Raw genomic sequence first — 13,182 nt, 5'->3', positions numbered from 1 at the left:
CAAGGAGTAGTGAACATGCGTGCCCTGCTGGCCTTGACCCTGATGTGCAGCGCCGCCCTTGCCCAGGCGCAAGTGGTGACCCGCGATATCCCCTACCAGGACGACGAAGGCAAGCGCTTTGTCGGCTACTACGCCTATGACGATGCGCTGGACGACAAGCGCCCGGGCATCGTCGTGGTGCATGAATGGTGGGGCCTGAACGACTATGCCAAGCGCCGCGCCCGCGACCTGGCGGCCCTGGGCTATAAAGCGCTGGCCATCGACATGTACGGCGATGGCAAGCACACCGAGCATTCGCAGGATGCCCAGGCATTCATGGCCGAGGCAATGAAAGACCCGGCAGCGGCGGCCGCGCGCTTCGACGCAGGCCTTGAGTTGCTGAAAAAGCAGCCCAACGTGAACAAGCACCAATTGGGCGCCGTGGGTTACTGCTTTGGCGGCAAGGTGGTGCTCGATGCGGCGCGCCGGGGTGAGAAGCTGGACGGCGTGGTGAGTTTCCATGGGGCATTGGCCACACAGACCCCGGCCAAGCCCGGCGTGGTCAGGGCCGACATACTGGTCGAGCACGGCGCGGCAGACAGCATGGTGACCGAGGAGCAGGTTGCAGCGTTCAAGGCGGAAATGGACGCAGCCAAGGTCAATTACCAGTTCGTCAGTATTCCTGAGGCCAAGCATGGGTTTACCAACCCGGATGCCGACCGCTTGAGCCATGGCGAGCATGGCGGGCCGGACATTGGTTACAACAAAGCGGCTGATGAAAGCTCGTGGAAGGATATGCAGGCGTTCTTCAAGAAGGCGTTCCAGTAATGATCGCTGGGGGCGCAAGCGCCCCCGACGCGCCCACCTCCCCTACAGCCGCTACGGCTGGCACAATACCCCCCATGAACACACTCCCCACCTGCTGCGCCCCGCTTCAGCACCACTGGCCCCTGCCCCGCCCGCTGCCAGGTGCGGTGCTGGTCAGTTGCGCCTTCGACCCCGCCCGCCTGGCTGCCGACGACTTCCAGCGTGCCGGCATCGTCCCCAGCGCGAGCCTGCAACGCTCGGTGGCCAAGCGCCAGGCCGAGTACCTGGCCGGCCGTGTCTGCGCCCGTGCCGCGCTGCAACGCCTGGACGGCCGCAACTACGTGCCAGCCAGCCATGAAGACCGCTCGCCCATCTGGCCCGCCGGCATTCACGGCTCGATCACCCACGGCAAAGGCTGGGCCGCCGCCGTGGTCGCCGGCCAGGGCAGTTGCCGCGGCCTGGGCCTGGACCAGGAAGCGCTGCTGGACGACGAACGTGCCGAGCGCCTGCTGGCCGAAATCCTCACGCCCGCCGAAATAGAGCGCCTGGACCGCCGCCAGCTCGGCCTGACAGTGACCCTGACCTTCTCGCTCAAGGAAAGCCTGTTCAAGACCCTCTACCCGCTGACCCGCCAGCGTTTCTATTTCGAGCACGCCGAGGTGCTGGAATGGTCGGCCGCGGGCCTGGCCCGTCTGCGCCTGCTCACCGACCTATCGGCCGAGTGGCAGCAGGGCACCGAGCTGCAAGGCCAGTTCTGCCTTCAGGACGGCCACCTGCTCAGCCTGATCAGCGTCTGAGCCCTACAGCGGCGCCTGTGCCCGCGGCCAGCTCAGGCTGAAGCAGGCACCGCCGAGGGTTTCGCTGCGCCCTACCGTGGCCCGGCCTGCGTGCCAGTAGATGATCCGCCGAACGATCGACAGGCCCAGGCCATGCCCGCCCGACGCACGGGTGCGGCTGTCGTCGAGCCGGGTGAAGGGCGTGAAGATGCGGTCCCAGACCCCTTCCGGGATACCCGGGCCGTCGTCTTCCACGTCGACCCGGCAGCGTTGCTGGCCCAACTGGTAGCTCAGGCGCACCTCGGCCTCGGCATGGCGCATGGCATTGCTCACCAGGTTTTGCAGGGCCCGGTGCAGGTAGCGCGGCTCGGCTTCGACCCAGGCGCCATCGCTTTCATCCCCCTGGCATGCGCCGCGCACCACCTTGATTTCAGCGCGCAGCGGCGCCAGCTCCTCGATTACCCGGTCCAGCAACGCATCCAGGTCGACCCGCTGGAATTTCAGGGCCGGTGCGCCTTGCTCAAGGCGTGCGTAGGTCAGCATTTCATCGACCAGCTTGTCCAGGTCCTGGATGTCGCCATCCATGCCAGCCAAGTGTTTGGCACGGGCCTGCTCAGTGCTCGCGGTCTCTATCATCTCCAGGCCAAAACGCAGCCGCGCCACCGGCGTGCGCAGCTCGTGGGACACCGCCCGCACCAGCTCGCGCTGCATGGTCAGCGAGCGCTGCAAATGTTCGGCCATGCCGTTGAATGCCGCAGCCAGGCGCCCGACCGAGTCGGCATCGCCAGCCGGTACCCGCGTGTCGAGGCTGCCCTGGGCAATACGCGTGGCGGCAACCTCCAACCCCGACACACGCCGCTCCAGCTGACGCACCAGCAGGTACACCACCAGCCCGATCAGGCACAGCCCAAGGAAGGCGATCAAGATCAGCAGTTGCGGCGGATAGGGGTTCAACTGATGCAACGGCCCGATTTCCAGCACCCAGGGCGAGCCCGACAGCCCGGCGAATACCCGGATCGAATCGCCATCCTTGCCCAGGGCCATGACCGTGTCGCCCTCCTCGACCCGGCGCCGCTGGTCGTCATCCAGGCCAACCCGCTCCAGGCGCTGCAGGGCAATGTCAAAACCAAAGCCCTTGCTCTGCTTGAGCTGCGCCAGGCGTTGCTGCTGCTCGGTAACCGGGTAACGCACCAGTTCGTCGGCCAACAGATAAAGGGTGGCCCGCGCCAGTTGCTCGCTGACCTGCTTCACTTGGGCCACCAGCAGCACCTCCTCGCGGCCAACCTTGCGCAGCACCTGGGCGGCGTGCGGGCCGGTCTTCTCGACCACCACCAGGCCACGGTACAGGCGGGCACGCTGGCCGCCATCGAGGGTACGCGCCGACATCGGCTGCAGCGCCAGCGGCACCCCGAGCAGGCGCTCCCACATCAGCAGCGAGCGCTTGCGTTCGGTTTCGTTCTGCCCGGCCAGGTTGTCAGCCATCAGGCTGAAGGTACCCTGGGCCAGGCCCTCGCGGTGCTGGGCGGCGCGCACTTCGTTGACCAGGTGCAGGCTGAGCACGCCGAGCAGCGCCACCAGCACCAGCACGGCGAGCATGCCGCCATAGATGCGCAGAAAGATCGAGTTGTTCATGGCGCCTCGCCGACGAACAGGTAGCCCTTGCTGCGCAGGGTCTTGATCAGGCGTGGGTGGACCGGGTCGTCACCGATCTTGGGGCGAATCTTGGAGATGCGCACATCGATGGAGCGGTCCTGGCCGTCGTAGCCGACACCGCGCAGGGCGGTGAACAGTTGCTCGCGCGACAGCACCCGGCCGGCGTTGCTGGCCAGCAACCAGAGCAGGTCGAATTCGGCGCCGGTCAGGTCTATCAGCTGCTCGCCCAGCCGGGCTTCGCGCAGGCGGTTGTCGATGCGCAGCGCACCAAAGGCCAGGGCCTGGCGCTTGCTTTCCGGCGCCTCGCTGCGCCGCAGCAGGGCCTGGATACGGGCCAGCAGCAAGCGCGGGCGCACAGGTTTGCAGACATAGTCGTCGGCGCCCAGGTCCAGCCCCTGCACCTGGTCGAGCTCGTCGCTGCGGGCGGTGAGCATGAGGATCGCGCCCGCGTACTGGCTGCGTACCCGGCGGCAGATGCTCAGGCCGTCTTCACCGGGCAGCATGAGGTCGAGCACCACCAGGTCGGGCTGGCTGTCGACGATTCGCCGCACGGCGCGGCCACCATCGCCCTCGACGGCCACATCGAAGCCGTTGGCCTGCAGGTATTCGGCCGTGAGTTCGGCCAGGCGCTGGTCGTCTTCAACGATGAGGATGCGCGGTGCGGGTTGGTCCATTGCCTGTGCCTTTGCAATTGTTGTTGTTCTGTGGCCGATACTACGTGCCGCCCCGGGTACTGCCAACCGGCCAGCGGTGCCGCACAAGCCACTGGACTGAACCGTTTTTTGTGGTAGGGTTCGCGCCCTCAAAATTCTGCCTTGGGGCAGCGAGCGAAAGAAAAATACTGCAAACCACTTGGCACAAGGCCTACAGGCCATACCCACAAAGTACGCACAACTTATCCACAGGCGCTCGCCTTGCAAAGACCCCAATACCGCATTATCTTGTATCCCGATCGCAGCGAACCACTAGATGTTGGGGTTCGTGCAAAATCACACACAAAAGTCAACCCGGCAAATTATTCGATTTTACGGTTGAACTTCAGGTGATCTGACCAGCCATACCGCTCCAGCGGAGTACTGAACTGCAACAGCTTTTGGGCTCAGCCCAAAGCCTTTGACTTCGGCCAGGGAGCGGCAAGCTATTGCCCCTTATTCCTGAGTCTGTCCCGAAGTCGGTACGCCCGAGCGGGCGGATGCGCGCGCATGACGCATCCCCCGCCAGGTGATCGAGCAAGTGGACGGAACGGTGGGCGCTCAAAAGGCGCCTGTACAATATAGAAACTGTGGAGACACCCACCCATGCAAACCGACACAACTCGCGAGAACCCGCAGGCCCAGGTGCCGCAGGCCGCCGATGCCAACCAGGATCTGGCTGCCACCGCGCCCGGCCAACTGCGCGTGATCAAGCGTAACGGCACTGTCGTCCCCTACACCGACGACAAGATCACCGTGGCCATCACCAAGGCGTTCCTCGCAGTTGAAGGCGGCACCGCCGCCGCCTCGTCGCGCATCCACGACACCGTCGCGCGCCTGACCGAGCAAGTCACCGCCACGTTCAAGCGTCGCATGCCATCGGGTGGCACCATCCACATCGAAGAAATCCAGGACCAGGTCGAACTGGCCCTGATGCGTGCCGGTGAGCAGAAAGTCGCCCGCGACTACGTGATCTACCGCGACCAGCGCGCGAAAGAGCGCGCCACCCGCGCCAACACCGACGCTGTGGTCGAGCCGCACCCAAGCATCCGCATCACCCTGGCCGACGGCAGCATGGCGCCGCTCGACATGGCGCGCCTGAACACCATCATCAGCGAAGCCTGCGAAGGCCTGGCCGAAGTCGATGGCGACCTGATCCAGCGCGAAACCCTGAAGAACCTGTACGACGGCGTGGCCATCAAGGACGTCAACACCGCCCTGGTGATGACCGCCCGTACCCTGGTCGAGCGTGAGCCGAACTACTCGTTCGTCACCGCCCGCCTGCTGATGGACACCCTGCGTGCCGAAGGCCTGGGCTTCCTCAGCGTTGCCGACAGCGCCACCCACCACGAGATGGCCGAGCTGTACGCCAAGGCCCTGCCCGCCTACATCGCCAAAGGTATCGAGTTCGAACTGCTGAACCCGGCCCTGGCCGACTTCGACCTGGAAAAACTGGGCAAGGCGATCAACCACGAGCGCGACCAGCAATTCACCTACCTGGGCCTGCAGACCCTGTACGACCGCTACTTCATCCACAAGGATGGCGTGCGCTTCGAGCTGCCACAGGTGTTCTTCATGCGCGTGGCCATGGGCCTGGCGCTGGAAGAGAAAGAAAAAGAAGCCCGTGCGATCGAGTTCTACAACCTGTTGTCGTCCTTCGACTACATGGCCTCGACCCCGACCCTGTTCAACGCCGGTACCCTGCGCCCGCAGCTGTCCAGCTGCTACCTGACCACCGTGCCGGACGACCTGTCGGGCATCTACCACGCGATCCACGACAACGCCATGCTGTCGAAATTCGCCGGTGGCCTGGGCAACGACTGGACCCCTGTGCGTGCACTGGGCTCCTACATCAAGGGCACCAACGGTAAATCCCAGGGCGTCGTACCCTTCCTGAAAGTGGTCAACGACACCGCCGTTGCGGTCAACCAGGGCGGCAAGCGCAAGGGCGCTGTCTGTGCCTACCTGGAAACCTGGCACCTGGACATCGAAGAATTCATCGAGCTGCGCAAGAACACCGGTGATGACCGTCGTCGTACCCACGACATGAACACCGCCAACTGGATCCCTGACCTGTTCATGAAGCGCGTCTTCGATGACGGCAAGTGGACCCTGTTCTCGCCGTCGGAAGTGCCAGACCTGCACGACCTGACCGGCAAGGCCTTCGAAGAGCGCTACGAGTACTACGAAGCCCTGACCGAGTACAACAAGATCAAGGTGTTCAAGACCATTCAGGCCAAAGACCTGTGGCGCAAGATGCTGTCGATGCTGTTCGAGACCGGCCACCCATGGCTGACCTTCAAGGACCCGTGCAACCTGCGTTCGCCGCAGCAGCACGTGGGCGTGGTCCACAGCTCGAACCTGTGCACCGAGATCACCCTGAACACCAACAAGGACGAGATCGCGGTCTGCAACCTGGGCTCGATCAACCTGCCGAACCACATTGTCGATGGCAAGCTGGACACCGCCAAGCTGCAACGCACCGTGAATACCGCCGTGCGCATGCTCGACAACGTGATCGACATCAACTACTACTCGGTGCCGCAAGCGCGTAACTCGAACCTCAAGCACCGCCCGGTCGGCCTGGGCATCATGGGCTTCCAGGACGCACTGTACCTGCAGCACATCGCCTACGGCTCCGACGCTGCCGTCGAGTTCGCCGACAAGTCGATGGAAGCGGTCAGCTACTATGCGATCCAGGCTTCCTGCGACCTGGCCGACGAGCGTGGCGCCTACGAGACCTTCCAAGGTTCGCTGTGGTCCAAGGGCATCCTGCCGCTGGATTCGCAACAGATCCTGATCGAAGCCCGTGGCCAGAAGTACATCGATGTCGACCTGAACGAGACCCTGGACTGGGCACCGGTGCGTGCTCGCGTACAAAAAGGTATTCGTAACTCGAACATCATGGCCATCGCGCCGACCGCGACCATCGCCAACATCACCGGCGTATCGCAGTCCATCGAGCCGACCTACCAGAACCTGTACGTGAAATCGAACCTGTCGGGCGAATTCACCGTGATCAACCCGTACCTGGTCCGCGACCTGAAGGCCCGCGGCCTGTGGGACTCGGTCATGATCAACGACCTGAAGTACTACGACGGTTCGGTGCAGCAGATCGAGCGTATTCCCCAAGAGCTCAAAGACCTGTACGCCACTGCGTTCGAAGTCGAGACCAAGTGGATCGTCGATGCCGCCTCGCGTCGCCAGAAGTGGATCGACCAGGCTCAGTCGCTGAACCTGTACATTGCCGGCGCTTCGGGCAAGAAGCTGGACGTGACCTACCGCATGGCCTGGTACCGTGGTCTGAAAACTACCTACTACCTCCGTGCCCTGGCCGCGACCAGCACCGAGAAGTCGACCATCAACACCGGCAAGCTCAACGCCGTTTCCAGCGGCGGCGACAGCGCCCCGGTCCAGGCTGCCGGCCCGGCACCAGTGCCGAAAGCTTGCGCGATCGACGAGCCTGACTGCGAAGCCTGCCAGTAAGGCCTGATGCCGCAAAAGGGGTGCCCACGGGTGCCCCTTTGCGGCATTTTTGTATCTGCGCAGTGGCCGGCTGAACGCGGTTCTGTAGGAGCGGCCTTGTGTCGCGAAAGGGCTGCGCAGCGGCCCCAGGATATTAGCGTCGCCGCGGGTATCGATGGGGCCGCTACGCAGCCCTTTCGCGACACAAGGCCGCTCCTACAAGAATCGCGCCAGACACAACATAATGTGCCGCTAAAATTAAAACACACAACATGTAGTGACATGCGCTTTTTACCGCTACACTTCCACCCCGTAAATACCGACACAAGCCTCGTGAACGGACGCACCTAAAACCGGTCGAAAAAGTTACCCCCGACCGCCAGACACGCGCCCCGATCGAAGACGAATTCCGGTATACTGCGCCCCCTCTGAAAAGGGCACCCATTCAAGTCCCTGGCCCCTCCCCGAGGCCTGGCCAGGCACACGTCAGATGTAACGAGAGTCAGCCTCTCGAGCTGTCCATTCGCCGTAACGGCCTTGCGTCAGGCATCACATTCTTAAAATCCAACCGGTTGCCTCAGGGCAACCCTCAAGCAGGAGCCAAACCATGCTGAGCTGGGACGAATTCGACAACGAAGACGGCGAAGTAGCCGCCAAAGGCAACACCCCTGCGCAGGCCAACGCCGCCGCCACCCTCGACAAGCTCGACAGCGCCGGCGGTGCCGCCGCCCTGGAAGCCCGTGCTGCTACCGCTTCTGACTCCGAAGCCGTAAAACGCGCCAAGGCCGCCCTCGACGCCCTCGACGTTGCTGAAGGCCTGGCCGAGCTGGAAGGCTCCGCTGCCCGCGTTGCGGTCGACGAAAAGCGCATGATCAACTGCCGCGCCGACCTCAACCAGCTGGTACCGTTCAAGTACGACTGGGCCTGGCAGAAGTACCTCGACGGCTGCGCCAACCACTGGATGCCGCAAGAGGTCAACATGACCGCCGACATCGCCCTGTGGAAGAGCCAGGACGGCCTGACCGAAGACGAGCGCCGCATCGTCATGCGCAACCTGGGCTTCTTCTCCACCGCCGACTCCCTGGTTGCCAACAACCTGGCCCTGGCCGTGTACCGCCTGATCACCAACCCGGAGTGCCGCCAGTACATCCTGCGCCAGGCCTTCGAAGAGGCGATCCACACCCACGCCTACCAGTACTGCATCGAGTCGCTGGGCATGGATGAAGGCGAGATCTTCAACATGTACCACGAGATCCCGTCGGTCGCGAAAAAAGCCGCCTGGGGCCTGAAGTACACCCGCGCCATCTCCGACCCGGAATTCAACACCGGCACCCCGGAAACCGACAAAGAGCTGCTGCGCAACCTGATCGCCTACTACTGCGTACTGGAAGGCATCTTCTTCTACTGCGGCTTCACCCAGATCCTGTCGATGGGCCGCCGCAACAAGATGACCGGCGTTGCCGAGCAGTTCCAGTACATCCTGCGTGACGAGTCGATGCACCTGAACTTCGGTATCGACGTGATCAACCAGATCAAGATCGAGAACCCGCACCTGTGGGATGCCTCGATGAAGGAAGAAGCGACCCAGATGATCCTGCAAGGGACCCAACTGGAGATCGAATACGCCCGCGATACCATGCCGCGTGGCGTACTGGGCATGAACGCCGCGATGATGGAGGACTACCTCAAGTTCATCGCCAACCGTCGCCTGACCCAGATTGGCCTGAAGGAAGAGTACCCAGGCACCACCAACCCGTTCCCATGGATGAGCGAGATCATGGACTTGAAGAAGGAGAAGAACTTCTTTGAGACGCGTGTGATCGAGTATCAGACTGGCGGGGCTTTGAGCTGGGATTGATTGTCCGGGCTGAGAAACAAGAAGGCTGCCAATTGGCAGCCTTTTTTTTGGGCTGTACGTTAGTGATCAATCAATCCCGTGCCTTGGTAACAGTACTGTGTGCTGCCGCCTTGGCGGGTAAATCATGTCTTCGGTGTGTACCCAGGGCATGCCCACTCCCACAGGATATGCGCCGGGCTGAACAAACCAGGTGGGCCAGCTCGCATTCAAGCCAGCGCCATCCGGTATTCGATCACCCCGGGCTTCTCAGCGATCCAGTCGTACAGCCGCTGTGCGGTCTGGTTGGTTTCCTGGGTATGCCAGTAGAGCCGGTCACAGCCCTTCTCCTGCGCCTGGCCCTGCACAAACTCGATCAACTGCTTGCCCACCTTCTTGCCCCGTGTGCTCGGGCAAACGAACAGGTCTTCCAGGTAGCAGAAGTCATTACGCCCCCAGGTCGAGCGATGGAACACATAATGGACGAAGCCGAGCACCCGCTCACCGTCCGTGGCCACGGCGCAGTGCACGGGCTCGGCCGGGTCGAAGAAACGGGCCCAGGTCAGTTCGGTCGTGGCCTTGCTCAGCTCTACTTTGTAGAACGCCTGATACTGCTCCCAATACGCGCTCCATTGCTGCAAATCGCTCTGCTTCAACTCGCGAACCGAAACCAATGTTTGTGCAACTGTCATGGTGAACCCCTCTCAATGTGGGAATGGTCGGAAAACAGGTGCATTTATAGCGATAGAATGGCCTGAATAGCCCCGCCACTTTTCGCAAGTGAAGCAGACCAATGTTCAAACATGCACAGTTGCAATCGGTGAAAGCCTGGATGAGTGACCCCGCCCATGGGGCGTTGTCGCTGCACGTACGGATCCAGAGGGCGATTCGCCAATTGATCCTTGAGGGCGCATTGCCGGTCGGCAAGTCGCTGCCGGCTTCACGCCCGCTGGCGCTTTCCCTGGGCGTCTCGCGGGATACCGTCGAGGCGGCATACAGCCAGTTGCATGCAGAGGGCTTCATCGAGCGCCGGGTGGGCAGCGGAAGCTTCGTGTCGCAACGCGCGCGGCACCTGCCGCGGCGCAAGCGCCAACGTGAGGTGCTCTGCGATGAGCCAGCTCACCTGAGCCGCAGAGCAATGGCCGTGCTGCACAGCGGGGGCGTGAACAACTTCCAGGGGCCGCGCCCCTTCGCACCGGGGGTTGCCGAGACCCGGCAGTTTCCCCTCACAACCTGGGAGAAGCTGGAGCGCCAGGTTTACAAGGAATATGGCACCCAGGCGCTGGAGCACAGTGCGCCACAAGGCATGCCTGCGCTGCGCAGCGCGATCGCTGACTACCTCAACCTCGAACGGGGGGCTCAGGCGACTGCCGATCGGGTGCTGATCCTCACCAGCTCGCAGCAGGCACTTGGCCTGTGCGCCCAAGTGCTCATGGATGCCGGCGATCAGGTGCTGGTCGAAGACCCGCTCTACCAAGGCACCCGCAAAGCCATCGCCGCCGCAGGCCTGGCAGGCGTGCCCGTGCCGGTGGATGAAAACGGCATGCGGGTAGAGGACATGGCGCGGCTGGCCGTCAATGCCAGGGCGGTTTTTCTTACGCCCTCCCACCAATACCCCACCGGCGCGACCTTGTCGCTGGACAGGCGCCTGCAGGCGATCGAATGGGCCCGGCAGCAGCGAGCCTGGATCATCGAAGACGACTACGACAGCGAGTTCCACTACGAAGGCCGGCCGACTGCCTGTGTGCAGGGCCTGGACGCGCATGACCGCACGCTCTACATCGGTACCTTCACCAAGTCGCTGTTTGCCGGCCTGCGTATCGGCTACCTGCTGTTGCCCCCCTCGCTCGTCGCCCCGATGACCAGCGCACGTACGCTGCAGGACGGGCATAACGCGTCCATTGCGCAACTGACCTTGGCAAGGTTCATGGAGGGCGGGCATTACACGGCTCATGTGCGGGCCATGCGGGCGCTGTATGCCGAGAGACGGGACGTGCTGGCTGAACTCGTGCACAAGCATCTGGGGGCGTTTCTAGCGCCGTGCATCCCGGCCGGCGGGCTGCAGATGCCCTGCCGTTTCGTGCAGGGTTTGCCTGAAGAGGCGGTGGTCAAGGCGGCGCGCGCGGTAGGGATTGATCTGCTGGGGCTCGGCAGTTTGTATGCGACGCCGCGCAATGATACCGGCCTGTTGATGGGGTTCGCGGCGCAGACGCCAGCCGAGATGCGGGTAGCGGTGGAGGCGCTGGCGAAGGTGTTTGCGCGGGTGAAATAGGGGCTGGCTGCCGCCGCCTTCGGGTGCCGTTTTCTCAAGGCATACACCCGCCAGCCTATTCGCGATCCCCGTCGAGAACCTGCACCAAAACCAAAGTCATAGTACCTCTACAAAGCCATCGCACCACAAAGCGTTGACATCCCCCTCCCCACTTGCTAAAAATCGCCCAAGTTGTACGACAACGCATAACAAAAACAACAATCAGTGGAAAATCCCATGTCGACACACCTCGCGCACTACCCTCGCCGCTCGCCTGTCCCGTTTTCACCCCCTAGGCCCTGACCGGTCCATTACCCACCCGCCCTCGCCGCAGGCCGCTTGCGCGTGCCCGGTGGACGGGCTGCCACACCCTTTTGTGGAGCACAACAATAATGAAAATCTGCCAAACCCTCCCCTTTGCCCTGCTGGGCGCCGGCATGCTCGGGAGCCTGCCGGGCACCAGCGTGGCGGCGGGCTTCATCGAAGACTCCAAGGCCACGCTCGGCCTGCGCAACTTCTACATCAACCGCAACTTCACCAACCCCAGCAACCCGCAAAGCAAGGCCGAGGAATGGACGCAGAGCTTCATCCTCGATGCCCGCTCGGGGTTCACCGAGGGGCCGGTGGGGTTCGGTGTGGATGTGCTGGGGCTGTGGTCGGTCAAGCTCGATGGCGGTGGCGGCACCTACGGCACCGCGCTGCTGCCGCGCCACGACGATGGGCAGCCGGCCGATGATTACGGGCGGCTGGCGGTGGCAGGCAAGGCGCGCATCTCGAAGACCGAGCTGAAGATCGGGGAATGGATGCCGGTGCTGCCGATTCTGCGTTCCGACGATGGCCGTTCGCTGCCGCAGACGTTCCGCGGGGGGCAGGTCACCTCCAACGAGATCGCCGGGCTGACGCTGTATGGCGGGCAGTTCCGTGGCAACAGCCCGCGCAACGACGCGAGCATGGAGGACATGAGCTACGGCGGTGGGCTTTCGGACCGCTTCAACTTCGTCGGCGGCGAATACAAGTTCAACCAGGACCGCACGCTGGTCGGGCTATGGAATGCAGTGCTCAAGGACGTCTACCAGCAGCAGTACCTGCAGTTGAGCCACAGCCAGCCAGTGGGTGACTGGACCCTGGGTGCCAACCTGGGCTACTTCCATGGCGATGAAGACGGCTCCGAACGTGCCGGGCAGCTGGACAACAAGACCTATTCGGGGATGTTCTCGGCCAAGTACGGCGGCAACACCTTCTGGGTCGGCCTGCAGAAGGTCGATGGCGATACCTGGATGCGGGTCAACGGCACCAGCGGCGGGACGCTGGCCAACGACAGCTACAACTCAAGCTTCGATAACGCCAATGAGCGGTCGTGGCAGGTGCGGCACGACTTCAACTTCGTCACCGTCGGGGTGCCTGGGCTGACATTGATGAACCGCTACATCAGCGGGCAGGATGTGCACACAGGGGCGGTTACCGATGGCAAGGAATGGGTGCGCGAGACGGAGCTGGCCTATGTGATCCAGAGCGGGGCGTTCAAGGACTTGAGTGTGAAGTGGCGTAACTCGAGTATTCGCCGGGATTACAGCAACAACGAGTTCGATGAGAACCGGTTGATCTTCAACTACCCCCTGTCGCTGTTGTAACCCAGGCTTCCCTGTAGGAGCGGCCTTGCGTCGCGAAAGGCCCGCAAAGCGGGCCCAGCAATGGCGGGGCCGGTAGAGTTCCGGGGCCGCTGCG

At 63.1% G+C, this 13,182-nt stretch carries 9 protein-coding genes; 6 read left to right on the top strand and 3 right to left on the bottom strand.

Annotation, left to right across the window (positions count from 1 at the left end; all coding sequences use genetic code 11):
• Positions 1-15: 15 nt before the first annotated feature.
• Positions 16-807 (top strand): dienelactone hydrolase family protein, encoded by a 792-nt coding sequence (locus tag HU770_RS22955; protein WP_186665703.1) that lies wholly within the window; start codon positions 16-18, stop codon positions 805-807.
• Positions 808-881: 74 nt separating this feature from the next.
• A complete protein-coding gene (locus HU770_RS22950) occupies positions 882-1,583 on the top strand; it encodes a 4'-phosphopantetheinyl transferase superfamily protein (RefSeq protein WP_186665701.1) in 702 nt (233 codons plus the stop codon).
• A gap of 3 nt (positions 1,584-1,586) precedes the next feature.
• On the opposite strand, the gene HU770_RS22945 is transcribed toward HU770_RS22950, so the two are convergent.
• Both HU770_RS22945 and HU770_RS22940 read right to left on the bottom strand, forming a co-directional pair.
• The gene (locus tag HU770_RS22945; protein WP_186658285.1) at positions 1,587-3,194 is read right to left on the bottom strand and encodes an ATP-binding protein; all 1,608 of its coding nucleotides are present in this window, start codon (positions 3,192-3,194) and stop codon (positions 1,587-1,589) included.
• The gene (locus HU770_RS22940) at positions 3,191-3,889 is read right to left on the bottom strand and encodes a response regulator transcription factor (RefSeq protein WP_186658282.1); all 699 of its coding nucleotides are present in this window, start codon (positions 3,887-3,889) and stop codon (positions 3,191-3,193) included. Before HU770_RS22940 ends, HU770_RS22945 begins: the two co-directional genes overlap by 4 nt.
• 624 nt (positions 3,890-4,513) lie before the next feature.
• Here HU770_RS22940 and HU770_RS22935 point away from each other — a divergent pair.
• Both HU770_RS22935 and HU770_RS22930 read left to right on the top strand, forming a co-directional pair.
• Positions 4,514-7,393 carry a ribonucleoside-diphosphate reductase subunit alpha gene (locus HU770_RS22935; protein WP_033699885.1) on the top strand — a complete coding sequence of 960 codons (2,880 nt, stop codon included), beginning with the start codon at positions 4,514-4,516 and terminating at the stop codon, positions 7,391-7,393.
• Between the two features lie 586 nt (positions 7,394-7,979).
• Complete coding sequence (locus tag HU770_RS22930) at positions 7,980-9,230, top strand: ribonucleotide-diphosphate reductase subunit beta (RefSeq protein ID WP_033699886.1); 1,251 nt, start codon at positions 7,980-7,982, stop codon at positions 9,228-9,230.
• A 206-nt stretch (positions 9,231-9,436) separates the two neighbouring features.
• On the opposite strand, the gene HU770_RS22925 is transcribed toward HU770_RS22930, so the two are convergent.
• Positions 9,437-9,898: a GNAT family N-acetyltransferase gene (locus HU770_RS22925; RefSeq protein WP_033699887.1), complete on the bottom strand. Its 462-nt coding sequence runs from the start codon at positions 9,896-9,898 to the stop codon at positions 9,437-9,439.
• A 101-nt stretch (positions 9,899-9,999) separates the two neighbouring features.
• Between HU770_RS22925 and HU770_RS22920 the strand changes: the two genes are divergently transcribed.
• Together HU770_RS22920 and HU770_RS22915 are read left to right on the top strand one after the other, a co-directional pair.
• Complete coding sequence (locus HU770_RS22920; RefSeq protein ID WP_186665693.1) at positions 10,000-11,478, top strand: PLP-dependent aminotransferase family protein; 1,479 nt, start codon at positions 10,000-10,002, stop codon at positions 11,476-11,478.
• Between the two features lie 371 nt (positions 11,479-11,849).
• Positions 11,850-13,088, top strand: a complete 1,239-nt coding sequence (locus HU770_RS22915; protein WP_095065189.1) for an OprD family porin — start codon at positions 11,850-11,852, stop codon at positions 13,086-13,088.
• Positions 13,089-13,182 lie beyond the last annotated feature (94 nt).

The sequence above is a fragment of the Pseudomonas sp. SWRI68 genome (genome assembly GCF_014269165.1).
GTDB classification, from domain to species: Bacteria; Pseudomonadota; Gammaproteobacteria; order Pseudomonadales; family Pseudomonadaceae; genus Aquipseudomonas; species Aquipseudomonas capeferrum.
This window is presented reverse-complemented; position numbering and strand designations above follow the sequence as displayed.

Coding starts and splice junctions, on each gene's coding strand:
- HU770_RS22945 (WP_186658285.1), bottom strand. CDS start 3,194: ATGAACAACTCGATCTTTCTGCGCATCTATGGCGGCATGCTCGCCGTG.
- HU770_RS22915 (WP_095065189.1), top strand. CDS start 11,850: ATGAAAATCTGCCAAACCCTCCCCTTTGCCCTGCTGGGCGCCGGCATG.
- HU770_RS22930 (WP_033699886.1), top strand. CDS start 7,980: ATGCTGAGCTGGGACGAATTCGACAACGAAGACGGCGAAGTAGCCGCC.
- HU770_RS22955 (WP_186665703.1), top strand. CDS start 16: ATGCGTGCCCTGCTGGCCTTGACCCTGATGTGCAGCGCCGCCCTTGCC.
- HU770_RS22935 (WP_033699885.1), top strand. CDS start 4,514: ATGCAAACCGACACAACTCGCGAGAACCCGCAGGCCCAGGTGCCGCAG.
- HU770_RS22950 (WP_186665701.1), top strand. CDS start 882: ATGAACACACTCCCCACCTGCTGCGCCCCGCTTCAGCACCACTGGCCC.
- HU770_RS22925 (WP_033699887.1), bottom strand. CDS start 9,898: ATGACAGTTGCACAAACATTGGTTTCGGTTCGCGAGTTGAAGCAGAGC.
- HU770_RS22940 (WP_186658282.1), bottom strand. CDS start 3,889: ATGGACCAACCCGCACCGCGCATCCTCATCGTTGAAGACGACCAGCGC.
- HU770_RS22920 (WP_186665693.1), top strand. CDS start 10,000: ATGTTCAAACATGCACAGTTGCAATCGGTGAAAGCCTGGATGAGTGAC.